This window comes from Bacillus sp. PAMC28571, from assembly GCF_014250435.1.
Lineage (GTDB): Bacteria > Bacillota > Bacilli > Bacillales > Bacillaceae > Bacillus > Bacillus safensis.
Genome location: NZ_CP060191.1, coordinates 2,619,411 through 2,642,656, shown reverse-complemented (window position 1 = coordinate 2,642,656; position 23,246 = coordinate 2,619,411). Strand labels below are relative to the sequence as shown.

The 23,246-nt window shown below is 40.7% G+C and carries 28 protein-coding genes; 18 read left to right on the top strand and 10 right to left on the bottom strand.

Going from position 1 to position 23,246, the window contains the following annotated elements; all coding sequences use genetic code 11:
* The first annotated feature begins 3 nt into the window (after window positions 1–3).
* Complete coding sequence (locus H7F25_RS13465; RefSeq protein ID WP_253207519.1) at window positions 4–747, top strand: (S)-benzoin forming benzil reductase; 744 nt, start codon at window positions 4–6, stop codon at window positions 745–747.
* A gap of 299 nt (window positions 748–1,046) precedes the next feature.
* Entirely contained in the window at window positions 1,047–1,580 is a 534-nt protein-coding gene (locus H7F25_RS13460) for an HD domain-containing protein (RefSeq protein WP_024425954.1), read from the top strand.
* On the opposite strand, the gene H7F25_RS13455 is transcribed toward H7F25_RS13460, so the two are convergent.
* Window positions 1,577–3,064, bottom strand: a complete 1,488-nt coding sequence (locus H7F25_RS13455; protein WP_241258024.1) for an esterase/lipase family protein — start codon at window positions 3,062–3,064, stop codon at window positions 1,577–1,579. The genes H7F25_RS13460 and H7F25_RS13455 overlap by 4 nt on opposite strands.
* Window positions 3,065–3,240: 176 nt before the next feature.
* Here H7F25_RS13455 and H7F25_RS13450 point away from each other — a divergent pair, with 176 nt between their 5' ends.
* The 9 genes from H7F25_RS13450 to H7F25_RS13410 all read left to right on the top strand — a co-directional run bounded on the left by H7F25_RS13450 (window position 3,241) and on the right by H7F25_RS13410 (window position 9,619).
* The gene (locus H7F25_RS13450; RefSeq protein WP_024423334.1) at window positions 3,241–3,477 is read left to right on the top strand and encodes a YuzF family protein; all 237 of its coding nucleotides are present in this window, start codon (window positions 3,241–3,243) and stop codon (window positions 3,475–3,477) included.
* Between the two features lie 183 nt (window positions 3,478–3,660).
* Window positions 3,661–4,764: an AI-2E family transporter gene (locus H7F25_RS13445; protein WP_024423333.1), complete on the top strand. Its 1,104-nt coding sequence runs from the start codon at window positions 3,661–3,663 to the stop codon at window positions 4,762–4,764.
* Window positions 4,765–4,830: 66 nt separating this feature from the next.
* Window positions 4,831–5,052: a spore germination protein gene (locus tag H7F25_RS13440; RefSeq protein ID WP_024423332.1), complete on the top strand. Its 222-nt coding sequence runs from the start codon at window positions 4,831–4,833 to the stop codon at window positions 5,050–5,052.
* Between the two features lie 98 nt (window positions 5,053–5,150).
* Window positions 5,151–5,372, top strand: a complete 222-nt coding sequence (locus H7F25_RS13435; RefSeq protein WP_024423331.1) for a spore germination protein — start codon at window positions 5,151–5,153, stop codon at window positions 5,370–5,372.
* A gap of 97 nt (window positions 5,373–5,469) precedes the next feature.
* Window positions 5,470–5,718 carry a YueH family protein gene (locus H7F25_RS13430; RefSeq protein ID WP_024423330.1) on the top strand — a complete coding sequence of 83 codons (249 nt, stop codon included), beginning with the start codon at window positions 5,470–5,472 and terminating at the stop codon, window positions 5,716–5,718.
* A gap of 27 nt (window positions 5,719–5,745) precedes the next feature.
* Window positions 5,746–6,153, top strand: coding sequence for a YueI family protein (locus H7F25_RS13425; protein ID WP_024423329.1), 408 nt, complete (start codon window positions 5,746–5,748; stop codon window positions 6,151–6,153).
* A 60-nt stretch (window positions 6,154–6,213) separates the two neighbouring features.
* Window positions 6,214–6,765, top strand: a complete 552-nt coding sequence (locus H7F25_RS13420; protein WP_024423328.1) for a cysteine hydrolase family protein — start codon at window positions 6,214–6,216, stop codon at window positions 6,763–6,765.
* Between the two features lie 77 nt (window positions 6,766–6,842).
* Complete coding sequence (locus H7F25_RS13415) at window positions 6,843–8,255, top strand: nicotinate phosphoribosyltransferase (RefSeq protein WP_229137108.1); 1,413 nt, start codon at window positions 6,843–6,845, stop codon at window positions 8,253–8,255.
* A gap of 137 nt (window positions 8,256–8,392) precedes the next feature.
* A complete protein-coding gene (locus tag H7F25_RS13410; protein ID WP_024423326.1) occupies window positions 8,393–9,619 on the top strand; it encodes an EAL and HDOD domain-containing protein in 1,227 nt (408 codons plus the stop codon).
* Window positions 9,620–9,654: 35 nt separating this feature from the next.
* Here the strand turns inward: H7F25_RS13410 and H7F25_RS13405 are convergent, their stop codons facing one another.
* Window positions 9,655–10,011: a YuzC family spore coat inner layer protein gene (locus H7F25_RS13405; protein WP_024423325.1), complete on the bottom strand. Its 357-nt coding sequence runs from the start codon at window positions 10,009–10,011 to the stop codon at window positions 9,655–9,657.
* A 505-nt stretch (window positions 10,012–10,516) separates the two neighbouring features.
* Here H7F25_RS13405 and degQ point away from each other — a divergent pair.
* From degQ to H7F25_RS13375, 6 genes are all read left to right on the top strand, one after another.
* Entirely contained in the window at window positions 10,517–10,657 is a 141-nt protein-coding gene (gene degQ, locus H7F25_RS13400; protein WP_003213123.1) for a degradation enzyme regulation protein DegQ, read from the top strand.
* Between the two features lie 151 nt (window positions 10,658–10,808).
* Complete coding sequence (locus tag H7F25_RS13395; RefSeq protein WP_024423324.1) at window positions 10,809–11,723, top strand: polyprenyl synthetase family protein; 915 nt, start codon at window positions 10,809–10,811, stop codon at window positions 11,721–11,723.
* Window positions 11,720–11,890 carry a competence pheromone ComX gene (comX, locus tag H7F25_RS13390; RefSeq protein ID WP_073207246.1) on the top strand — a complete coding sequence of 57 codons (171 nt, stop codon included), beginning with the start codon at window positions 11,720–11,722 and terminating at the stop codon, window positions 11,888–11,890. The genes H7F25_RS13395 and comX overlap by 4 nt, the downstream gene beginning before the upstream one ends.
* A 53-nt stretch (window positions 11,891–11,943) precedes the next feature.
* Entirely contained in the window at window positions 11,944–14,256 is a 2,313-nt protein-coding gene (locus H7F25_RS13385) for an ATP-binding protein (protein WP_024423323.1), read from the top strand.
* Window positions 14,257–14,336: 80 nt separating this feature from the next.
* A complete protein-coding gene (locus H7F25_RS13380) occupies window positions 14,337–14,978 on the top strand; it encodes a two-component system response regulator ComA (RefSeq protein WP_024423322.1) in 642 nt (213 codons plus the stop codon).
* A 23-nt stretch (window positions 14,979–15,001) separates the two neighbouring features.
* Window positions 15,002–15,391: a hotdog fold thioesterase gene (locus tag H7F25_RS13375; protein ID WP_024423321.1), complete on the top strand. Its 390-nt coding sequence runs from the start codon at window positions 15,002–15,004 to the stop codon at window positions 15,389–15,391.
* 92 nt (window positions 15,392–15,483) lie between these two features.
* Here H7F25_RS13375 and mnhG read toward each other — a convergent pair whose 3' ends face one another.
* From mnhG to H7F25_RS13340, 7 genes are read right to left on the bottom strand one after another with little or no spacing between them, the layout of a single operon-like run.
* Window positions 15,484–15,858 (bottom strand): monovalent cation/H(+) antiporter subunit G, encoded by a 375-nt coding sequence (mnhG, locus tag H7F25_RS13370; protein WP_024423320.1) that lies wholly within the window; start codon window positions 15,856–15,858, stop codon window positions 15,484–15,486.
* Complete coding sequence (locus tag H7F25_RS13365) at window positions 15,842–16,123, bottom strand: Na(+)/H(+) antiporter subunit F1 (protein ID WP_024423319.1); 282 nt, start codon at window positions 16,121–16,123, stop codon at window positions 15,842–15,844. Before H7F25_RS13365 ends, mnhG begins: the two co-directional genes overlap by 17 nt.
* Window positions 16,123–16,602: a Na+/H+ antiporter subunit E gene (locus H7F25_RS13360; RefSeq protein WP_024423318.1), complete on the bottom strand. Its 480-nt coding sequence runs from the start codon at window positions 16,600–16,602 to the stop codon at window positions 16,123–16,125. Before H7F25_RS13360 ends, H7F25_RS13365 begins: the two co-directional genes overlap by 1 nt.
* A 6-nt stretch (window positions 16,603–16,608) precedes the next feature.
* Window positions 16,609–18,087 (bottom strand): Na+/H+ antiporter subunit D, encoded by a 1,479-nt coding sequence (locus H7F25_RS13355; protein WP_024423317.1) that lies wholly within the window; start codon window positions 18,085–18,087, stop codon window positions 16,609–16,611.
* Complete coding sequence (locus H7F25_RS13350) at window positions 18,080–18,421, bottom strand: Na(+)/H(+) antiporter subunit C (RefSeq protein ID WP_024423316.1); 342 nt, start codon at window positions 18,419–18,421, stop codon at window positions 18,080–18,082. Before H7F25_RS13350 ends, H7F25_RS13355 begins: the two co-directional genes overlap by 8 nt.
* Window positions 18,421–18,852 (bottom strand): Na(+)/H(+) antiporter subunit B, encoded by a 432-nt coding sequence (locus tag H7F25_RS13345; RefSeq protein WP_024423315.1) that lies wholly within the window; start codon window positions 18,850–18,852, stop codon window positions 18,421–18,423. Before H7F25_RS13345 ends, H7F25_RS13350 begins: the two co-directional genes overlap by 1 nt.
* Window positions 18,849–21,254, bottom strand: coding sequence for a Na+/H+ antiporter subunit A (locus H7F25_RS13340; RefSeq protein WP_185853805.1), 2,406 nt, complete (start codon window positions 21,252–21,254; stop codon window positions 18,849–18,851). Before H7F25_RS13340 ends, H7F25_RS13345 begins: the two co-directional genes overlap by 4 nt.
* 219 nt (window positions 21,255–21,473) lie before the next feature.
* On the opposite strand from H7F25_RS13340, the gene H7F25_RS13335 reads away from it, so the two are divergent.
* A complete protein-coding gene (locus H7F25_RS13335; protein WP_024423313.1) occupies window positions 21,474–21,683 on the top strand; it encodes a hypothetical protein in 210 nt (69 codons plus the stop codon).
* A gap of 75 nt (window positions 21,684–21,758) precedes the next feature.
* Here H7F25_RS13335 and H7F25_RS13330 read toward each other — a convergent pair whose 3' ends face one another.
* Window positions 21,759–23,096 (bottom strand): 2-hydroxycarboxylate transporter family protein, encoded by a 1,338-nt coding sequence (locus H7F25_RS13330; RefSeq protein ID WP_039181105.1) that lies wholly within the window; start codon window positions 23,094–23,096, stop codon window positions 21,759–21,761.
* Window positions 23,097–23,246 lie beyond the last annotated feature (150 nt).

Sequence of the window (23,246 nt, the reverse complement as noted above, 5' to 3'; positions counted from 1 at the left end):
GTCATTCGAATTTCAATCGTTACAGGCGGATCAAAAGGTTTTGGCTTAGCACTTGTAAACAAGCTGCTTTCACGCGGGGATCATGTGTACACGGCAGCAAGAAGTGCATCGCCAATATCCCATCCGAAGCTTACACATACCCAGGTTGATCTGACCGATGAAGAAGCAGCGGCCAAATGGCTTCAACATAGTCTTACGCCGCAAACTCTGGCAGATGCTGATGACATCTTACTTGTCAACAATGCAGGAATGGTCACACCGATCAAGCGCGTTGGACAAGGCGGACAGGATACACTTCATCAGCATTACAAGCTGAATCTTGTCATTCCTATTTTGCTGAGCCATGTGTTTGCCAAGCAGACTCAATCATTTAACGGAAAGAAAACGATCGTTCATCTCTCTTCTGGAGCGGCGAAAAACCCATACAAAGGCTGGAGTGCGTATTGCAGTTCAAAGGCAGGACTCGATATGTTTATGAGGACTTTTCATGAGGAACAACAGGACGAGGCGCATCCGATCAACACGTTTTCCTTTTCACCCGGCACAATCGATACAGATATGCAGGGGGAAATTCGGAAATCATCAAAACAAGACTTTGAACAAATAGACCGTTTTCAGCAATTATATGAAACAGGCACACTGAAGAGTCCAGATGAAGTCGCACGTATTTTGCTCGATCTTTTATCGGGTGATCCAGCTGGCGGATGTGTCTACGATGCACGTGAGTATGGGAAAAAGCAGTCATAACGACGGCTGCAGCGTGAAGAAAAACCCTCGCATTCGGTGTCAGGCCTGCGTGCCGGTGCTCACGAATCTCAAATTCGCTCCGCACCAGTACTCGGCCTTCCTAGACTTCAAGGGTTTTCATAACACGCTGAAAAGAGGAAAAAAAGCAGTCATAACGACTGCTTTTTTCGTATTGTACAAGCAAACACAGCTTATTTGACATAAGCTATTCTTGAGACTCATAGAAAATATAACAGAACATTTGAGTTTCTTTTCAGAATATGTTAGGATGCTAAAAATATAGATAAGGAGGGGTTTCCATGAGAAAGGTTACATTAATGGATGTTTACACCCATCCAGTCGCTCAAAAATATTTAAATCGTTCAGGAAAAGCCCATGCGATTGCTTGTGCTTATCACGCATTCAAACTGGCGGTGCAGGCTGGGATTAATCCAGATCTCGCTGTGAAAGCAGCCCTCTTGCATGACATCGGCCACTATGAATGGTATACAGATGGCGGAGAATGGGATTACGAGACATATAGACGGAATGATATTCATGCCATTAAAGGCGCAGAGCGGGCTCACAAACTGCTCATACGGCTCGGTGAGGAACCGAAGGCAGCCAAAGATATTGCGCTTGCGATTCTGCTTCATACAGATTCATATTTGCCAGAGGGCGACCTTCATAAGGACACACTCCAGCAAATCGTCAAGAAAGCAGATGAAATGGATGAAGAGCCTGGCGGACATCATCATTACAGACAAATAGACGAATCACTAGCAATGAAAAAAATCACGGAATTGGATCAAAAAGTGCAGCAGGCACTTCAGCCCATGAAACGTTCTGTTTAGTATGGAATGTCTCCATGAATATTTCCATGCTGATCGACATACAATGTGCGAATAACGGTGCGGTTAAATGCTGATGTACCTGATGCAGTGAGTCCAGTGTAATGAACCGTGACAGAATAAGCACCTTCTTTTTTCAATTGAACAGCGGATGAATCAGTTGTTTTGAGTGGATGATCTTTTTGGGCATCCTTAAAGTAAAAGGTTTCTACTTTCTTGCTTAACCGTTTAATCAGACCGCTTGAATGGGTCGATGCATCATCCCCTGATTTCGCTGCCTCTGCTTTGATTTCTTCATTTAATGGTGAATCAAAGGATACGAGCAGCAAATAAGGAGCCTTTTTTCCTGAATTTGATCGAATCGTCCATTTTCCAGGAACGGGTTTATTGATTTGCACATGGTGCGTATATGCGCCTTCATATGGGAAAGATGCTTCCGATGTCTTCAGATTTGTTAAGACGTCTCCATTTGGGGCGATGATTTCTGGCCGCGTCTCCTGTCTTTCATTTAACCAATGAATCGATAAGCCATTCGTTCCTTCCTCTACATAGAACGCTTCTGTTTTCTCCTTTTCACTTTCACCGCCTTTCACATAAATATCTGTATTCAGCTCAGTAGAGTTCGGGCTCTCTATATTTTCTTTTTCAGCGCTTGCGGCATTTGCCAGCAGCTGATGCTGAAACACAGGGAACATGCTTGTGCCGTTTTTAATTGAGTTGTGATCCCATTTCCCTGTTAAAATATTGTTTGCATATGATAGTCTTGTGCTGCTTACCGTGACGGCGCCATCGTTTGCGCCAAAGCTCTTTAAATACATGCCTCCTAAGTACAGCACCCCGCCAAATGTTCCCCATTCCGATCCCGAATACGTGATGTATTTATGAGGAAACTTCTCCAGCTTGTCGGTTTCACTTCGAAAAGCCGCCATGAGCCCCGTTTGCAAAGAATAGAGCGCGTCGCTTTTTTGTCCAAGAATTTCCGCGAGCCAGCTTCCGCCCTTGCTATACGCTAAATCTGCCAGCGGCGTCCCGTAATGAGGGGAGCCGAGTGTGATGACCTTCTCTACATATGGATGGGCATTGTGATACACGAGTGCGGATTGTGTATCCACCCCGCCTTTACTATGACCAATCACAATGAGTTTTCGACCGAACACATCATAGATTTCTTTTAACTTTTCTGCTAATAGTTTGCCATTCTTTTTCGTATCCTGATCTGGATACAAATCTATGAATGCGCTTTCGTATCCGTTCAGAACAGCTTGCTTTGCCATGTCGTTTCGGTCGAACCATGTGGAGGAGGAGCTGTTAATGCCGTGAACAAAAACAAGCGGCGGTTTTGACTCGTCTTTTTGAACCGGCTCTTCTCCTTTAAACCACTTCCCTGGTGTCCCAGGCTCATCCCCAATTGATCCTGCATACGCATAACTTGCAAAGGAAAAAAAGAGCATGACAGCAGCGAGACAGATGAGTTTTTTCAAGATCATTCACCTCTTCAAATGTTTTAAATTGTTGGCAGCACCAATCTATTATACTTCCAAAAGATGTAAAGTTACATAAAATGTTAAAATATGGTATTTAGGTTGTGGGTTTGCCCTGAGTGACATTCACATGGGTCATTGCATACGCTGTGGGTAAATACACAAGTAAAGGGGCAGGTAGGATGGCACAACAAGGAAGTCCGCAGCTTGTTTCATTAGTTGATCCATATGTTTATCAAACATTGCAGAAAGTGATCGGTATGAGATTAATTGTTCAAACAGTGAAAGATACAGTGCGCGGAAAATTGAAGGAAGTCATGCCGGATCATATTGTGATTGAGGCGGGGGCAAAATCAGTTTTTTATGTGCGGATCCAGCAAATTGTATCGGTGATGCCTGATCACAGTGAAAGAGTGTAACAAGCAGACGCAAAGGTGTCTGCTTTTTTCACGCTTATAGAATGTATATCTGGAAAAAGTGCATGATATACCAATTGTTCTTTTTTTTACAAAAAATGAGGTTCTAAAACAAGAAGCAGTTGACAGAAGGTGGGTTGAATAGTAGTTTTTTAATAAGATCAATACGTAACAGGAGGAGCATCTTTGTTAAAATCTAAAGTTCATTTTTGGACATTCCAAATATTACTTGTTTTACTCATTGTTTATGTATCAACAAAGGTTTCGTTTTTATTTCAGCCGATTATTTTATTTGCATCCACCTTGTTTGTTCCCATCTTGCTGGCTGGGATTCTCTTTTTCATCTTTAATCCAATTGTTCGATTTTTGTCCAAGAAAATTCCTAGGACACTTGCTATCCTGATTATTTATCTTTTGTTCATCGGACTTATCACGTTCATTGTGAATGCTGCGGGACCGGTTATTGTCACACAGGTCGGTGGACTTGTCAAAAGCTTCCCTGGTTATGTGACGGATATGCAGAAATTTATCAACGACTTCTCGCATTCTAAAACATTCACTTGGATGATGAACCAAGATTATGTCTCCGTCTCGAAGTTTGAACAGACAATTGTTTCAACATTAAAAGGTTTGCCGGAAAATATTGCTTCAAGCATGTCTGCTGTGTTTGGCGTGATTGCTAATATTGCTTTAGCTGTGATCACAGTTCCGTTCATTTTGTTTTATATGTTGAAAGACGGACATAAGTTTCCGGACAAGCTCGTTCAATTTTTGCCAATGCCTTACCGTAAGGAAGGATTGAAAATCTTTAAAGAATTAAACGATACACTTGCGGCTTACATACAAGGGCAGATTGTTGTCTGTTTATTTGTTGGAGTGGCTTGTTTTATCGGATACTTATTAATCGGTGTGAAATATGCGCTCATTCTCGGCATTATCATTGCGGTCACAAATGTGATTCCGTACCTTGGGCCATATCTTGGCGCGGCACCAGCTGTGCTTATTGCGTTTCTTGATTCGCCTGGAAAAGCGGTGGTGACAGTCATTGTCATTCTTGTCGTTCAGCAAATTGACGGAAATGTCATTTCTCCATTGATCATTGGAAAACGCCTCAACACACATCCTTTGACCATTATCCTGTTATTAATTGGGGCAGGAAGTTTTGGTGGAATCCTTGGCATGATCTTTGCGGTCCCTGTCTATGCACTGCTCAAAGCCATCACCTTGAATATTGTTAGATTGGTGCAGCTGCGTCAGCGATCTCGCAAAGAACAGCATTTAAACGTCTAGGACAGATGCACACCTTTTCCCTACTTGCATAAGATGATTGAGATAAGCAGATAGGGGGAGATTCTGATGCCTGCAATCGTTGGACCTATTCATATCGAGTCGTTAGGAGGAAACGGTGCAGCTACTTTCGGTGATGTCCTGGCCATTGCCCCTTTGGCTGTAGACCACTCTACTGGCGGTGCGGGAGCCTTTAATTCAGGTGATTATATGTCGCTTACAAGTAATCCGAATGCCACGATGCTTTGGGACTTTACATTGTTTGGCCAGCCTCAATCATTTAATGCATAGGAAGGCAGCTGATACTCACAGATCAGCTGTCTTTTTTATTTTTCATACACGTATTTTTAAGCTGGGCATATGATGTGGGGAGAAAAGGTGGTGGAAAGATGCCAGCGATTGTTGGGCCTATTCATATTGACCGTGTGATTGGAAATGGTTCTGCACATTTCGGTGATGTTTTTGCCATTTCGCCAAAAAGTGTCGATCACTCCGCCGGTGGATCAGGTACCTATAATGCAGGGGACTTTGTCCAATTTTTTAGCAGTCCAAACGTTACGTTTATGTGGGATATAAACCTGATCAGCCAGCAAAAGAGCTTTAATGCATAGCCAGCTTTGAAAGGGAATTCCTTTTTCAGAAGCTGTCTTTTTTTATGGTACAATAGATATGGATGTAAGAAGAAAAAAGAGGTGTGAACTGAGTCAAATGAAAATTAGAAAAGCACACATCACAAGCGGACAACCAAAGACCTACAATGTATATTTACATGAAAATAAAAAAGAATATAAAACGCTTGTAGCCGTACCTGACATTGAATGGAGTATTTCCATTGCGTATGAGGACGAAAAGGAGCAGCTCATCCATACGCTTGAACAATCTTTAATGGAAAGAGTAGAAACAGACGAAGCCCGTGACCTCGCACTCAAAATTGTGCACTGGGTCACAGAAATGTAAATTTAGAAACCAGGAGTGAAAACAGCGATGAAAGAAGAATCCGTAGACTTTTATTTGCAGCAAGGGATATTTGGACATGCTGAAACAAAACCTGATGAACGAAGGATGTTTCTTGGTTCATTAAGGGAACGAGCGCTTCTCGCCCTGACAAAGGGACAGGTATCAAGAAATAAACCGTATCAAGAGGTGGAACAAGTATTGAAGGCCAATCGACAGGCCTCCCTACTTTTAAATGGTGAACTGTCTTATGCTTCTTATTCTCAATATGTGAAAATGGCAAATGCCGCTGGATGTTCCTTTAAAGTGGTGAATCATCACGAAGCACACTCTCCTTTTGGTCTTGTCATCGAGATGCCTGGTGCGGTCAATCAGGAGCATATCTATATAGAAGATGAGCTGTTTCAAAAAGCTTTTTCTCATGAATCTGTTGAATAGGTTTCCCTAGTGAAATGAATAAGCTATAATGATTCAAAAGAGCATATGGGAGAGATGCGGATGGGCAAAGCGTTGATTTGTATTGATTATACAGTTGATTTTGTTGCAGACGATGGAAAACTGACATGCGGAAAGCCTGGACAGGCGATTGAGTCTAAGATCACAGAGATCACTTCTTCATTTATTGATGAAGGCCACTTTGTCGTCTTTGCTGTCGATCATCATGAAGAAGAGGACCCTTATCATCCAGAGACAAAGTTATTTCCGCCCCATAATATTCGCGGAACAGAGGGTATTGAACTTTATGGAAAACTAAGTTCACTATTTCACACGTCAAAACATTTAAAACATGTCTACTATATGGAAAAAACAAGATACTCTGCTTTTGCAGGCACTCAATTAGAAATGAAACTGCGCGAGCGCGGCATCACGGAACTTCACTTAGCCGGCGTATGTACCGATATTTGTGTACTTCATACAGCTGTTGATGCGTACAATAAAGGCTTCGAACTTGTGATTCACCAAAATGCTGTGGCGAGTTTTAATGAAGCGGGGCACGAGTGGGCACTTTCTCACTTTGAGCAGTCGCTTGGTGCGAAAGTGGTTAAGTAAGGGAAGGAGAATGGAAGTTGGAGCATCGGTTTAATGACGACAGTTTATCACTACATACAGATCTTTATCAAATTAACATGGCAGAAACGTATTGGAGAGACGGCATTCATGAGAAGAAGGCAGTCTTTGAACTCTTCTTTAGAAAGCTTCCATTTGACAATGGCTTCGCTGTATTTGCTGGCTTAGAGAAAGCGATTGAATATTTATCGGACTTTTCCTTCACCGAAAGCGATCTGGCGTATTTAAAAGATGAACTCGGTTATAAAAGCGATTTCATTGACTATTTAAGCGGATTGTCCTTTACAGGTACACTTCATTCAATGCGAGAAGGGGAAATTGTCTTTGCGAATGAACCGATTATGCGCATCGAGGCAACGCTTGTTGAAGCTCAGTTAATTGAAACGGCATTGCTCAATATCGTGAATTTCCAGACGCTGATTGCAACAAAAGCGGCCCGGATTAAAGGAATCATTGAAGATGAGACAGCATTAGAATTCGGAACAAGACGTGCGCATGAAATGGATGCGGCGATGTGGGGAGCAAGAGCAGCACTCATCGGCGGCTTTCAGGCGACAAGTAATGTTCGTGCTGGGAAACGCTTCAACATTCCAGTATCAGGAACACATGCTCACGCACTTGTACAAGCATACCGCGATGAATATACAGCATTTAAAAAATATGCTGAAACACATACAGACTGTGTCTTTTTAGTCGATACGTATGATACTGTCAGATCAGGTATTCCGAATGCGATTAAGGTAGCGAAAGAATTTGGAGACAAAATCAACTTCATTGGTGTCAGACTTGATAGCGGAGACCTTGCATACTTGTCTAAAAAGGCTAGAACAATGCTGGATGAAGCAGGATTCCATGATGCCAAAGTCATTGCATCAAGCGATCTTGATGAACACACCATTATGAACTTAAAGGCACAGGGCGCCAAAATTGATGTGTGGGGTGTTGGAACAAAACTGATCACAGCATTCGATCAGCCAGCCCTCGGTGCAGTGTATAAACTGGTGTCCATTGAAGAAAACGGCAAAATGAATGATACCATCAAAATTTCATCCAATCCAGAGAAAGTGACAACACCAGGCCGTAAACGTGTGTACCGCATTATCAATCAATTGAATCATCATTCTGAGGGTGACTACATTGCGCTTGAAGAGGAAGATGTTCATAGTGAGGATAAACTAAAAATGTTCCATCCTGTGCATACATTTATTAGTAAATTCGTGACAAACTTTGTGGCGAAAGATCTTCACGTCCCGATTTTTGAGCAAGGGAAACTTGTCTATGACAATCCAGATATTCAAACGATTCAAGCCTACGTGCAGGACAGTCTTGGACTCTTCTGGGAGGAATACAAACGAATCAGCAAACCAGAAGAATATCCAGTCGATTTGAGTCAAAAATGCTGGGATAATAAAATGCAGTTTATCCATGATGTGAAAAATAAAATCAAAAAAGAGCTTTATGAAAGCGAATGATTTGAAGAAAGGGAGACCATCAAGCCAGGTGGTCTCTTTTTTTTATTTTGACCGATTGAAATTGAACTAAAAGCGCAATCATTTGGTATACTGAAAGCACATCTTGTTTGTCATGGCATAAAGGAGGATTGGAGCAGTTGAGGGTGTTTGTTGCGAGACAGCCTATTTTTAACAGAAAAGAACAAGTCGTATCATATGAGCTGCTTTATAGAGATAGTGAAACCAATACATATAGCGCTGAAGACGGTGATCAAGCGACAACGGACCTCATTATCAATAGTTTTCTAAATATCGGCATCGAAACACTGACAGAAGGAAAACGATGCTATATTAATTTCACCGAAAGCTTACTTTCATCTGATCTGCTCACCTATTTTGATCCGCATCAGCTTGTGATCGAGATATTAGAAAATGTACCGATTACCCCGGCACTTATTATGAGATGTAAGCAGTTAAAAAAATGGGGATATACGATTGCACTCGATGATTTCTTCCTAAACGGAACACATTATAGTGACAAGCTGCTTGAGGAACTCCTCTATTGCATAGATATTTTAAAAATTGACTTTCTGAAAACCACAACGCAAGAACGAAGAGATATTCTGCATTCGTATAAAAAGTATCGCCTTCGATTCCTAGCAGAAAAGGTAGAAACGAGAAGAGAATATGAAGAGGCACTAGAAGCGGGCTTCCACTTGTTTCAAGGGTATTTCTTTAGTGAGCCGCATGTGATATCGGGACGAGCATTATCGACCAGCTTCCATGCGTACCATCAGCTTTTAAATGAGTTAAGCAAGGACCAGCCGAATATCCAGACCGTGACCCATTTTATTGAAAGTGACCTTTCGCTATCATATCAATTATTAAAAATGCTGAATTCAGGCGGCATGAGACGTCTTTATCAAATTAAAAGTATCCGGCAGGCGATTATCCTGCTTGGATTTAATGAAATTCGGCGCTGGATCTTTATCCTTTCATTTAAAGAACTGAATGTCCAAGCTAACTCAAGCCAAAAAGAAATTATCAAAATGTCATTCATTCGTGCCAAAACGTGTGAACTGATTGCTTCTCGTACTGAACGAGAGCACCCCGCCTCTTATATGCTGACAGGTATGTTTTCTCTCATTGATACGCTTGTCAGGGCAGATATCACAGAACTTGTAAAGGAACTGCCGCTTTCTGATGAAGTTGGTGAGGCACTGCTTGGCTATGAAAATGATTATTCTTTTGTGCTAGGTGTGGCCAAACGTATTGAACGAAATGAATGGGATGATGAAATGTTAGATGGAAATCTCCCGAAACAGGAAGCCTATGGGTGTTATATAGAAGCCATTGAATGGTGCCATAAAATGTTTGAATCTTAAGAAAAGCCGCTCGTGTGAGAGCGGCTTTTTCTTTGTCATGCCCACTTTAAAAGAAGAAAAAGTCTGCTGGAGGCAAGAGACAAGTAGATTCGAATCCCTTCTGGACTAAAGCGGATATCAATGCCGCTTTTCACACCAATTTGCTTCAGCATTCGGCTCACACTTGTGGAATCAGAGCGCTCAGCAGCCTCCATGATGCGCTGCGCAAACGGAAGGGAGCTTGAAATTTGCTGCGTGATGAGTGAAGCATCAGCAACGAGACGGGCCGATTCCTTTGCGGCTCGTTGAAATGAGTGGGCATCTACTGGAGGAAAAGTCATTGGCGTGCGCGGCGGGTATGCGTGGCTCATTGCGGGAACCGGCAAAGCAGGATAAGGAACATAGTAAAACACATGGTCACCTCTTCTCTCATTGACGTGAAATTGGACGGATATCTGTTCTAAATGTATGTAGAAAATCAGAATAAAGAATCAAAATGATCTTTCTAGCTTTGTAATTCCAGCATAAAAATAGGTACTTTTGCGGTCAATTTCGGTGAATGTCGCCAAAAAATTGCGGTGTCCACAATAGCGTCTGTCATCTGGCCTATGACACGCAAAACCGAAGATACAGAGGGGATCGTACGTTCTATCGGGAGAGAAGTGTGACGAATGATGCCTATTCCTGTCGCAAAAATGACGCAATTCCTTTGAAATTGAGATAAAAGTATGATTTGAAAAGTCAGAAAATGATGAAAAAAGACCTATTGAATTTTGCGGTATCACGCACACGTTTTGTGCATACTTTTCGGTGAAAAAATACTCAATTACATTTACACTGTTAGTAACAGATCAAATACTTATGACCCAATCACCATACACAAATACATTGATCTTCCAAAAAAGGAGAGTGGAATCGATGGAAAAGTATGAAATCGAAGAACTTAAACAATTATTATGGAAACTTGAAAACGAAATCAGAGAAACAACGGCTTCTCTTCATAACATTAACAAAAGCATTGATCAATACGACAAATATGAATATGTGAAAATTTCTTAAAGACTTGATAATCATCAAGTCTTTTTTTTATCCAAATACATACAAAAAAAGGATATATTATTATATAATTGTTAAATAGTGATGTCAGTGGACATTTGCTCATGTCTTTTTAGTAAAATAAAAGACGAAAGGGTGAGGTACAAGATCGAGTATGCTAAACTATCTAGAGAATACAAAAATCAAGCAGAATATGTCTGATTTTATTCAACATGCAGTCAGGCAGAATGATTTACAAAAGCTGCTTCTTGAATTTACAGATAGAAAAAAAGAATTTCCTCTTGGTCAATTGGCTTACCAGCATTATGAGGCATTTGGCGGACAAGACAAGCAAGCGATTACAAAACTGGCAGCAGGGATTGAACTTCTCATTTTATCTGCCGATATATTAGATGATATTGAAGATCAAGACAATGATTCGTATCCTTGGATGAACGTCGATCAAGGAGTGGCCATCAATGCTTCTACGTATTTGTATACGGTGAGTATCCAATTCATCACATCAATATGTGAAAATAATTCTCAACTATTAGAGAAACTGTTCCATTTCATTAAAATGTCAATGGAAGGGCAGCACGAGGATTTGCGTCATTTGCATGGAACAGAAGAAGAGTGTGTAGAGGTTTTAAAGAAAAAATCAGGATCTTTAACAGCTATTTCTAGCGTATTGGGTGTTTATTTAGCGACAGGAAAAATAAACGCCACTGTGGAATCTTATTCGATATATTATGGTGTTGCTGAACAGATCAGTAACGATTTTTTTGCGTTATTTTCAAAATCAAACGGAGATTTTCAAAAAAAACAAACGCTGGCATTCAGTTATTTACAAAGACGTTTTAACGATGCCAGTCAAGAGCTTCTTTCCTTTTTTTCTAAGCGGCTGGATGAGTCAGAGCAAAAGCCGTTTCAACTGAAGCAGAAGTTACTTGAAGCTGGTTTGACTCAGTACATGGTATCGATGAGAGAGATTATGCTGTTAAAAATGAAGCAAGGAATTGAACAACTTGATTTACCGGGGAAGAAGAAGGAACAATTATGTGCATTTATGACAAAGGAGGGCAATGATTGAACATTCAAAATGTTATTGCATATTTAGTCAAAAATCCTGGTGTTGTGAATGAATTGGACTTAGGGAATGCAAGTTTAATTCACACAGATGAGCAAACCATGCAAGCAATCATTCAGGGGATTAAAAAAGGGCAAATGTCTGCAGATTATATATGGTACTATAAATGATACTATTCATTTAAAAATGATTTAAAAGTTCTCCAGTTAAGGATGTTTTTTACATGAAGATAACTTATACGAAACTATCTGCTTTTTTAGTTTTTCTGTCTTTTTTATTTGTGATCTATGTTTCATATATTTATGTATTTGATATTTTTAATGGAGCACGTGTAGCGGAGAACAAGAACGGTCAAGCAGAAGTTGTCAAAGTTGAGTATCTTTCTTTAGCCTACACATCAGGATTAGAAGAAGGAGATATTATACTTAAAATCAATGGGGAACCTGCTAACAACAAAGATCATTTGATCAATGGTGAGCTTAGGAATGTGCAAAGAATTGATATTCAAAGAGGCAACCAAATGATCACCCTAAAAAATAAGACATTGATTGGTCAAGAAAGTTTATTTGTCTATATAATTCCTCTCATCCTGTATTCAATTTGTTTATTTTGTATCTTCTTTATCATTCGAATTAACAAAGAGGCCCAACGAAAATCAGCATTTCTTTTAGTTGTATTTTTATTAACGATTTGTATCGGATATCTTAGTGCAGGTACTTCAGGTATTGGTGAAAGATTTAGCCATTATGTAATTACATTTTGTTTATCAAGTGTATTTGTCTTTTATATTCATTTCATTTATCAGTATTTCAAAGAGTTTGACCTGCATATAACGACTCAAAAAACAATTCGCTTTTTATATAGTCTTCCTATAATTAATCTAGTAATAGAGTTATTTGTTCCGATTGATTCAGCGATAGCCAGATACATGCCAAGTTTAAATCTTTTATTCTTTTTCGCTTCTATTATCATGTCATTCAAAGTGATTATCAATGGAATGCGGAAATATAAAGAGACAGAGCAGGGGTCTGTTTTAAAGTTTTTTGTCATGATAAATATCATAGCATTTTGTCCATTTATCTTTTTATTTGCAATTCCATATGTTTTGTTTCGTATTTATGTGGTAGATCCCTTTTTCTTAACTTCTTTTGTCTTGCTCATTCCTTTTTCACTCGTGTATCAATTTATGACGAACAAGCTTTACAATATGGATTTTTTGATAGGCAGACTGAAATACTATGGGTTTCTTGCCATTACACCGACCGTTTTTGTTGTTGTCACGTTTTACATTCTGCAAAAACCAGAAGATTTGAAGTACACACTGAAGCTCGCATTAATCACCTATACACTCATGTTGGCTGTATTCTATTTCAAAGAAATTCTAGATTTCCGCTTCCGTCTGAAGCGTTTTTCAGAAAAGCATAATTACCAGGACAGTGTGTTTAAATTCACGCAGCTCATTCGTGAGGCGTCCTCACTTCATCAAGTGCTGTATCATTTGAAATACACCATTTTAGAAGTGCTTGTTGTGAATAAAGCCTTTGTGCTTGAGGTGAAAGCTGACGGACAAATTATTGAAATTGATGAATCGACAAATGATAGTAAGCTATGGAAAGAATACGTGGATCAATTTCAAGATATTTTAGGTGAAGTCGGGAAAATTATTGAGCTTGATAAAGGGTTTATGATGAAAATTGGCGAACGGGGCGGTCACTCGTTTATCATTTGCTGCTTATCCAATATACAGACACCGAAATTGACGCGTGATGAGATTTCTTGGCTGAAAACATTGGCCTTTTATACAAGTGTCAGTTTAGAAAATGTCGTCAAAATTGAAGAGTTGATGGAGCATCTTGACGATTTGAAACAGCGTGAGGCCAATCCTGCCTGGCTGAAGAAAATCATGTTTGCTATGGAAGAAAAGCAGCGTTCAGATTTAGCGAGAGATCTTCATGATTCCGTGCTGCAGGACTTGATATCACTAAAAAGGCAGTCGGAGATGTTTTTAACGAATTTCCAAAACAACCAATGCCCGACATCTATTGAAAATTCGCTTATCTCATGGAATGATCAAATGTCCAAAGTGATTCAAACGACGAGAGAAACGTGTCATGAGCTTCGCCCGCAGCTGCTGTATGATTTAGGTTTAGTAAAGGCGATATCGAAGCTGACTTCTCAAATTCAGGAGGAAGCGCCGTTTCATATTAGGCTGAATACGACACGCTTTGATAAAGAATTGGACATTGATATTGATTCACAGCTGAATATTTACCGAATTGTTCAGGAGCTGTTATCCAACGCCCTGAAGCACTCAAAAGCCACTCAAGTGTTAGTGATGCTGATTTGTATTAAAGATCAGGTTGTTCTTCACTATGAGGATGATGGAGTCGGTTTTGATGCCAGTCATCTTGATCAGCACACAATGAGCATGGGGCTATCGGGTATTAGAGAACGAGTGAAAGCGTTAAATGGAAAGCTTCAAATTCACACAGCCCCGGAAAAAGGGCTTAAGGTGAAAATTGAAATGGAATTGTAACGATTTATTAAGGATTAAGACTTGGCATCAGCCAAGTCTTTTATATAAAATGGAAGTGAGTGATTTAAAGGGAGGAAGACATGAAGAAGATATTGGTCATTGATGATCATCCGGCTGTCATGGAAGGGACAAAAAGCATATTAGAATCAGACCAGCAGCTATCAGTCGATTGTTTAAGTCCTGATGCAGAAGCCGCCTTTTTAAAGACGCATGACTTTTCCATCTATGATGTGATTTTAATGGATTTAAATCTCGGGGATATCAATGGAATGGACATTGCGAAACAAATTTTAGAAACCAACCATCAAGTGAAAATTATCATTTATACAGGGTATGAAGTAGATGATTATTTTGAAGAGGCTATTCGGGCTGGATTACACGGTGCAATTAGCAAAACAGAGACGAAAGACAAAATTATTGAATACATACACCGGACATTGCAAGGGGAAGTTGTCATTCAGCTGTCCTATTTAAAGAAATTAATTTCACAGCAGCAAGAAAAGCCAGAACAGGCGCAGCAGACTGATCACGATCTCTTAACCGAACGGGAGTGTTTGATTCTTAGAGAAGTGGAAAAAGGATACACGAACCAGGAAATAGCCGATGTGCTTCATTTGAGCAAACGGTCAATTGAGTACAGTTTGACATCCATCTTTAATAAGCTGAATGTTGGATCTCGTACAGAAGCGGTGTTAATTGCCAAGTCTGAAAGTGTGCTGTAAACGTGTGAAGGGAGAGGGCCTTAATGGATGTGAGCGGATCAAATACACTGCTTGAGGCACTAGGCATTGAAATTGTAGAGTGCAATAAATCACGATGCGTTGCAACAATGCCAGTCGATCACAGAACAAAACAGCCATTTGGACTGCTGCACGGAGGAGCATCTGCTGCTCTAGCAGAAACAGTGGCGAGCATGGGGGCTGCGGCTCATTTAGACTTAACGCAGCAAGTTTGCTCAGGTATTGAAATCAATGCCAATCATTTAAAATCTGTACGCGATGGAGTTGTGACAGCGACAGCTGTTCCTGTACATGTAGGACGGCGTACAATGGTATTTCAAATCGATATAAAGGATGATCGAGACCGGCACATCTGTACGTCAAGATGCACACTTGCTGTCATTGATCGCATATAAAAAAGCTCCCGGTGCAGCGGAAGCTTTTTTTATATGCTGTTGAGAGGTAAAAAAAGAATGGCCCAACATGGCAGGCCATTCTTTTTTGCTTTTTATAAATAAGAATCTTCTTTTCGCTTAATCACAAAGTTACGGAAACCGCCATAATCATCTTGGACACTGCGTTTGTCGAGCTTCACACCAGTATTGTAGGCGGCTCTTCCGATTAAGTGTGCGCCGACTGGTGCTGTCAGGAAGATAAATACGATGCCGAGTAGGATTTTTGCAGAAATAACGCCTGCAAGAAACCATTCGTGAAAAAACACACCTACTAAAATCAGAACAACGCCAAGGGTCGATGCTTTTGATGCAGCATGCATACGTGTGTAAACATCCGGCAGGCGAAGGACACCAATGGCTGAAATCAAACAAAGGATAGCGCCTAGCAGGATAAAGAAAATCACGATGGCTTTAGCGATGACGATCATTTTCAATCACTTCCCCTTTCTCAAGGAATTTGGAAAAAGCGACAGTACCGATAAAGGCAAGGATGCCGAGCAGTAAAATAATTTCAAAGAATGCAGTCGTTTTCAGTAAAATTGAAACGATGGCTGTCATCCCAATTAAATTGATTCCTATCGCATCAAGCGCACTCACACGATCAGGAATAGAGGGGCCTTTGATCACTCGTACCACAAAAAGCAAGGTAGACAGTGCAAGAATGCCAAGTGACATTTGCAAAATGAGTTCCATTACTTACCGCTCACCTCCTGAATCGCTTTTTCAAATGAAACCCGGATATCGTGAATGGCTTTTTCAGCATCTTCAATATCCATCGCATGAATGTATAAAATGGACCGATCATCGGAAATATCAATTACTAATGTACCTGGTGTCAATGTAATCATATTTGACAGTATGGTGATTTCCCAATCTGTTTTCAAGTCCGTACGAAAGGCGAAAATACCGGGCTTAATCTTGAGCTTTGGAGATAATACAGTCTTTAATACACTTAAATTGGCAAGAAGCAGCTCGCGAATGAAAATGATGATCAGCTTGAAAATTGCATAAAGGGCATAGCCGTAAAAACGCTGCGGGAAAAATCGACGCAGCATAAAAATGGCGATCATTCCTAATGCAAAACCTGATACAAAGTCTGCGGCTCTGTATGTATCATTCATAAACATCCATGTAAAGGCGAGGAGAGCGTTTAGTAATATTTGAAAGGCCATGTTCATCTACTCCTTCAGCACAGCTTGAATATATTTTTCTGGTGTTGAGAGCATTTCCGCTGCTTGATTGATATAAGGGGCAATGAACTCTGTCCCTAACCCAATGGCAAGCGATAAGACGACAAGCAGTACGCCAGGATACACCATTCCTTTAATTGACGGCTTTCTTCTTCGCATATCCTGTTCCTCGCCCCAAAATGCGGACATGAAAATCTTCATAATAGAGTAGAGGACAAGGAGACTGGACAGTAAGACCAGGATAGAAAACGTCATGTATCCAGCAGAAAATCCACCTTCCACAATTTTTAGTTTTCCAACAAAGCCACTCAGCGGCGGAATTCCTGCAAGCGATAAAGCCGATATGAAAAACATCCATCCTAATAGAGGCTGGGATTGAATCAGTCCGCCCATTTTTTTCAGTTGATTTGTACCAGCATACACAAAGAGGGCACCTGCCAGCATAAATAATGCCCCTTTGATCACCATGTCGTGAATGAGATAATAAATGGCACCTTGGAGTGATGCGGGTGTGTTGGCTGCAAATCCAAACAAAATGACCCCAACAGCTGTGACAATGTTATAAATCACAATCTTTTGCACATCAGAATAGGCGATCGAGCCTATCACACCGAATATCACCGTCAGTGCAGCAAGCCACGCCATGAGTGTATGGGTGAAGCCTGTATCGTGTATAAAAATTAATGTAAAGACTCTGGCAATCGCATATAAGCCAACCTTAGTGAGCAAAGCACCAAATAGAGCTGAAATCGCTGCTGGCGGCGCGTGATACGATCCTGGCAGCCAGAAATAAAGCGGGAAGATCCCAGCTTTTAAGCCGAATACAATGAGGAACAGGATGGAAATGACAGTGATTAGCCCTGTTTGTCCTGATTCAGCTATTTTCACACTTAAATCAGCCATATTGAGCGTACCCGTCACTGCATATAAACAGGCGACTCCAACAATAAATAAGGCCGACGAGATGATATTAAACACAATATATTTGAGTGATTCACGAAGCTGAGGCTTTGATCCGCCTAATACAATAAGCATATAAGATGCCATCAGCAGTAACTCAAAGAATACAAACAGGTTGAAAATATCTCCCGTTAAAAAGGCTCCGCTCACGCCAGCTAACAAAAACTGTACGCCAGAATAATAGAAGAGCCGCTCTCTTTCTTCCCCAATCGTTTGAAAGGAGAAGAGGACTGTCACAAGCCCGACAACGGAAGCGGTCAGTACAAGGAGTGCAGCAAATTGATCGGCCACAAGGGCAATCCCAAATGGCGCTTTCCAGCCGCCCAAATAAAGTGTTTGTATCCCATTTGTGAAAATCGTTTGAACCAAATATGCATTACATATAATGGCTGAAAGAGATGCCAAGACACTAAAGACTCTTGACAGCATGATGTTTTTATTCATAAAGATCAATAGTGTAGCAGCTAGTAATGGAATTAATATAGGCAGGATCACGAGATTATTCATGCTGATCATTTCCTCTCATTTGATCCATGTCATCTGTTCGCAGCTCTTGGAAGGCACGGAAGGCCATGACAAGTAATAAGGATGTCACACCAAAAGCAATGACAATGGCTGTTAAAATTAATGCTTGTGGCAATGGATCCACATAGGATGTGAGCCCCTCTTTTAGAACGGGAGGCGCTCCTTTTTTTAAACCGCCCATTGTTAAAAGAAGCAAGTGGACGCCGTGACTCAAAACAGCAGTACCGACGATGACCCGCAGAAGGCTCTTTGACAGCATCAAATAGGTCGCCGCCATAAAAATAATTCCGACGATAATAGACATTAGAAATTCCATTATTCCTTCTCTCCAATCATTTGAATAATGGTCATGGTGACACCGACAACAACCAAATACACACCGATATCAAACAGGACGGCTGTCGCCAGTTCTGTTTTCCCTAAAAACGGTAATTGGAAATAATCAAATGCATGGGATAGAAAAGGTGCACCGAATAGAAAGGATCCCATACCGGTCAGGATTGCAACAAGCAAACCGGCTCCAGTTACATAAATAAAATCAAATGGCAAAATGCGTCTTACTGTCTTCAGATCATAGGCTAAAAGCAGAAGAACGACAGCCGCAGCACTCATCAGGCCGCCAATGAATCCGCCGCCAGGATTGTTATGTCCCGCAAGAAATAGGTGAAGGGAGAAAAGCAAGATGATGAATGCTGTGATTTTTGTTGTGACTTGCAAAAGCATATCATTCGTATCAATCTTTCTCATCGCCGCGCACCTCTCTTCCGTTTAGCCTGTGTTTTTAATAACCCATAAATACCAAGTGCCGCAATGGCGAGCACGGTAATTTCAAAAAGGGTATCAAAGCCCCTGAAATCTACAAGAATGACATTGACAATATTGTCACCGCCAGCAAGTTTGTAGCTGTTTTCAATAAAGTAAGTTGAGATGGTGTCAAGTGACTGCTGACTTGTGGAAGCGAAAGCTAGACAAGTGACAACAACCCCAACACCTAATGAAATGATGAAATTGGTCATTTTGAATCTTCTTGTTTTTTGCTTTAAGCTCAGCTTCGGCAAATGATAGAAGCAAAGCAAAAACAGTGCAACAGAAATCGTTTCAATAATCAGCTGCGTCAGCGCAAGGTCAGGTGCTCTGAAAATCACGAAGAATAATGACAGCGTGTAGCCCATGACACCTAGTGCAATAATAGCTGTTAATCGTGAACTTGCGAATACTGTGGCAATCGTCGCCGCCACCATCACAAGTGAAAGAATCACCTCATACGTGCCAATTGAGGCAGCCTGATCAGTTTGAAATGAAAAGGCCTGCTGATAAAACATCACGCCGCCAATGACGATAATCATGAACCCAAACACATAGACAAGATAGTCACGAAGAAAACCAGTCATATAACTGTTTGTCAGGCGGTATGAACCTTTTTCTAAACCGATAAGAGAGCGGTCGTATAAAGCGTTAAATGACCACTTTTCCTTAAAGATGTTGTACATTGGACGCCATTTTGAAAGCGTCAAGTAGCCGATTGTGCCGAGTACAACAACACCTATTGTCATATAGAGCTCTGGCTGGAAGCCATGCCATGCTTCAATTTTCACAGAAAAACGGCTTCCTGTTTCAATCGCTTCAGGAATGATCGCCGCCATTGCAGGTTCAATGACAGAATAGGCAAGAATATTAGGGAAAAAGAAGAAGGTGACCACAAGTGCAGCTAGAATGATGGGCGGAATGAGCATGCCGATCGGTGCTTCATGCGGTTTTTTCTCCAATTGGTCTATATTCAGACGGCCTCTAAACGTTTTAAAGAGGAGCATCATACTATAAATGAACGTAAAGACACTAGCGAGCCAAGCGAGTGCTGGGAAGATGACACCCCATGTTGAAACGTCTGTAAAGCTGATATCAGAAATCCGTATCATACTTGTGAAAAATAGCTCTTTACTTAAGAAACCGTTAAATGGCGGTAATCCAGCCATTGAAAATGTACCGATTAACGTAATTGTGAAGGTAATCGGCATGATCGTCATTAATCCGCCTAATTTCCGAATGTCACGAGTCCCTGTTTCATGATCGATAATACCAGCTGCCATAAAGAGACTGCCTTTAAACGTAGCATGGTTAATGAGGTGAAAAATAGCTGCAAGAACGGCTGCACCAAAAAAGGCAGGATTGTTTTCATGAATTGCAGCTGCACCGACGCCAAGCATGAGCATAATCATGCCGAGCTGGCTCACTGTCGAATAGGCCAGAATGGCTTTCAAATCGTTTTGCCGGACGGCGTGGAATGATCCCCAGAATAATGTGACAAGCCCAACGATGGAAATGGTCCAGAACCATACCTCTGATATAGCAAAGATTGGACTGAAGCGCGCAACAAGATAAATACCGGCTTTCACCATCGTAGCAGAATGCAGATAACTGCTCACAGGGGTCGGTGCTTCCATTGCATCAGGCAGCCAGATATAGAATGGGAACTGCGCTGATTTCGTAAAGGCACCTAGTAAGATTAGGATCATGGCAGGGATAAAGTAAGGTGATGCCATAATGAGCTGAAGCTGATTGACTGCTTCACGAATACTGAATGAATCAGTAATCAGGTAAATGAGGATGAAGCCACCAAGCATAGCTAATCCGCCAAAAACAGTAATAAGCAGTGATTTCGTTGCTCCATACCTAGAGCGCTCACGCTTATACCAATACCCAATTAAGAGGAAGGAAGAGATACTCGTTAACTCCCAAAACAAGTATAGAACCACCATGTTGTCAGAAAGAACGACACCAAGCATCGCGGTCATAAACATGAGCAAATACGTGTAGAAAGAGCCAAGCTGTTCTTTTTCCTTTGATAAGTAGAAAATACTGTACAGTACCACAAGTGCGCCGATACCTGTAATTAATAAAGCAAATAACAGGCTGAGACCATCGACATACACAGTGAAATTCATCCCTAAAGATGGAATCCATTCAGCCTGTGAGAAAAGCGTTCGTCCATTCGAAGTGATATGTAACATTTGGATGAAATAGGTAAATAAAAGAATCGGCAAGATGAGAACAAACCATCCTGTATGTATACGCTTCACATATTTGTAAAGGAAAGGTACAACAAAAGCGAGTAAAAAAGGTGATAGGATGGCGAAGTGAATAAGCTGCAAGAAAATGAACCTCCTTTGATCAATATAAATTCACGTTCTAAAGAACTGGTAATTAAAATTATAGCGTAAATACAGCCATAGTGCATTGGTTTGAAACGATTTCAAGCAAACTGTATTTGTTTTAGGTTCTTTTGACCACAAAAATAATTTTATCAAAAATGACACTCATTGTATATTGTTTTGTTTTTCGTACATGCTTTTCTTAAAGGAGCTGATCAAATGAAACGAAAGATCGCCATCAGCTTAAGCCTATTCTGCACGATTTTAGGAGGAGCATTCTTGATTGACCGAAATGATCAAAAAAGGTGGCAGGCCGGAAGTGAATGGCCGCTATTTTCTGAGCATCTTCTTCACATGAGCTATCAAGAAACGAAGCTGTATCCTTTTCAGCCCAGGGAATATTTACGAATTGTATTAGCTGATGAATAAGAGATCCTATAGGAGAAAAGAAATATAAAAAAGCATGAGCCCATGTGAGAGCTCATGCTTTTTATGTGTGGTAGTTTAACTAAACATTCTGAGTAAGATCGTTGCACAGATAACAGTTGCTGCTCCGCCAAGTCGTGTAGATACTTGTGCGAAAGGCATAAGACCCATTCTTCCAGAAGCTGAAAGAATGGCAACATCACCAGTACCGCCAAGTCCGCTGTGACAGCCAGTGACAATAGCAGATTCTACTGGATACATGTTCATTAGTTTTCCAACGAAGTAACCAGAACCAACCATTGCGAGTACAACAGCGATACATACGCATACGAATGGAATTGAGATGACAGTTGCTACATCATCAAGTGGAATGTATAGAATACCAAGACCAACCATTAGCGGCCATGTAAAACTTCTTGATACAAACTTGTAGAACTGCTGTGAGCCATTTTGAAGATGCTGAGGCATCACGTTTAAGTATTTGATTAAAGCAGCAAGAACAATCATTAAGATTGGACCTGGAATATGAACAAAGCTTTCTAACAAACCACCAAAGATAAAGGTTGTACAAGCAACGAGTACACCAGCACCCATTAACCCGAAATCAACTTTTGCATCCATATCTGGCTGTTCGAAAATTTCGTTTGCTTCTTTAGATTTCACAAGACGGCCATTCCCATTCAGTTCAGGACGTTTCTCACCAAGCTTCTTCATTGCGCCAGCACAGATAATGGCAATGACGTTCCCAATGACAGCCGCAGGAATTAATTGAGAAATTAATGACTCTGCTGATACATCAAGAATTTGTGAATAAGCGATAGATAATGGCAAAATTCCTTCTCCAACACCACCGGCAATAATCGGTACAATAATAAAGAAGAATGAATGATGCGGTGTGTAACCAACTAAAAGGCCAACAAGGATACCAGCACTCACAGCTGCAATTGTACCTGCAACTAGAGGGACAAACATACGAATAAGGCCTTGTACTAAAACAGTTCGCTGCATGCCAAGAATACTTCCTACTACAAGAGCAGAAATATAGAAGTAAAGGAAGTTCGACGTTTTCATCAGAGACGTAACCGCTTCCAATGAGTTCGGATTTAGAACATTAAAAAAGACCAGGAACGATGGTACGAATAAAGAAAGAATCGCCGGTCCACCAATATCTTTTAAGATTGGAATACGTTGTCCTACATCTCCAAGGAAAATCCCCAAAATCATAATAACAGCGAAACCACCAAGCATATTTGCTGGAATTTTATTAAAATAAGCGGCAGTTAAAATAATCGCTGCAAGTACTAAATACACAGGTAGATCAATAACACCAATTTTCCAAGACATGATCTTACGGAAAACGCTTTTATTATTGTCAGAATCGTCTGTAATCGATTTCAATTGTTGTGCATTAGCCACATAAACACCCCCAAATGCTATTTGTCTCAATTGTAGAAGATTCTGTGACACTCATCTATTTATTAAACTAAAATAAGTGTAATAAAAGTAAAATAAACAGGAGTTTTTGAGTTTTTTATCATACAAAAATCCCCTGAAGGTAGTTTGTCC

What these genes read in the sequence shown, in the direction of transcription:
- H7F25_RS13365 (WP_024423319.1), bottom strand. Translation starts at nt 16,123, where the DNA reads ATGGAACTCATTTTGCAAATGTCACTTGGCATTCTTGCACTGTCTACC.
- H7F25_RS13460 (WP_024425954.1), top strand. Translation starts at nt 1,047, where the DNA reads ATGAGAAAGGTTACATTAATGGATGTTTACACCCATCCAGTCGCTCAA.
- H7F25_RS13380 (WP_024423322.1), top strand. Translation starts at nt 14,337, where the DNA reads ATGAAGAAGATATTGGTCATTGATGATCATCCGGCTGTCATGGAAGGG.
- degQ (WP_003213123.1), top strand. Translation starts at nt 10,517, where the DNA reads ATGGAAAAGTATGAAATCGAAGAACTTAAACAATTATTATGGAAACTT.
- H7F25_RS13360 (WP_024423318.1), bottom strand. Translation starts at nt 16,602, where the DNA reads ATGGCCTTTCAAATATTACTAAACGCTCTCCTCGCCTTTACATGGATG.
- H7F25_RS13450 (WP_024423334.1), top strand. Translation starts at nt 3,241, where the DNA reads ATGGCACAACAAGGAAGTCCGCAGCTTGTTTCATTAGTTGATCCATAT.
- H7F25_RS13350 (WP_024423316.1), bottom strand. Translation starts at nt 18,421, where the DNA reads ATGGAATTTCTAATGTCTATTATCGTCGGAATTATTTTTATGGCGGCG.
- mnhG (WP_024423320.1), bottom strand. Translation starts at nt 15,858, where the DNA reads ATGATCGTCATCGCTAAAGCCATCGTGATTTTCTTTATCCTGCTAGGC.
- H7F25_RS13415 (WP_229137108.1), top strand. Translation starts at nt 6,843, where the DNA reads ATGGCAGAAACGTATTGGAGAGACGGCATTCATGAGAAGAAGGCAGTC.
- H7F25_RS13375 (WP_024423321.1), top strand. Translation starts at nt 15,002, where the DNA reads ATGGATGTGAGCGGATCAAATACACTGCTTGAGGCACTAGGCATTGAA.
- H7F25_RS13440 (WP_024423332.1), top strand. Translation starts at nt 4,831, where the DNA reads ATGCCTGCAATCGTTGGACCTATTCATATCGAGTCGTTAGGAGGAAAC.
- H7F25_RS13395 (WP_024423324.1), top strand. Translation starts at nt 10,809, where the DNA reads ATGCTAAACTATCTAGAGAATACAAAAATCAAGCAGAATATGTCTGAT.
- H7F25_RS13425 (WP_024423329.1), top strand. Translation starts at nt 5,746, where the DNA reads ATGAAAGAAGAATCCGTAGACTTTTATTTGCAGCAAGGGATATTTGGA.
- H7F25_RS13335 (WP_024423313.1), top strand. Translation starts at nt 21,474, where the DNA reads ATGAAACGAAAGATCGCCATCAGCTTAAGCCTATTCTGCACGATTTTA.
- H7F25_RS13385 (WP_024423323.1), top strand. Translation starts at nt 11,944, where the DNA reads ATGAAGATAACTTATACGAAACTATCTGCTTTTTTAGTTTTTCTGTCT.
- H7F25_RS13420 (WP_024423328.1), top strand. Translation starts at nt 6,214, where the DNA reads ATGGGCAAAGCGTTGATTTGTATTGATTATACAGTTGATTTTGTTGCA.
- H7F25_RS13435 (WP_024423331.1), top strand. Translation starts at nt 5,151, where the DNA reads ATGCCAGCGATTGTTGGGCCTATTCATATTGACCGTGTGATTGGAAAT.
- H7F25_RS13455 (WP_241258024.1), bottom strand. Translation starts at nt 3,064, where the DNA reads ATGATCTTGAAAAAACTCATCTGTCTCGCTGCTGTCATGCTCTTTTTT.
- H7F25_RS13355 (WP_024423317.1), bottom strand. Translation starts at nt 18,087, where the DNA reads ATGAATAATCTCGTGATCCTGCCTATATTAATTCCATTACTAGCTGCT.
- H7F25_RS13430 (WP_024423330.1), top strand. Translation starts at nt 5,470, where the DNA reads ATGAAAATTAGAAAAGCACACATCACAAGCGGACAACCAAAGACCTAC.
- H7F25_RS13345 (WP_024423315.1), bottom strand. Translation starts at nt 18,852, where the DNA reads ATGAGAAAGATTGATACGAATGATATGCTTTTGCAAGTCACAACAAAA.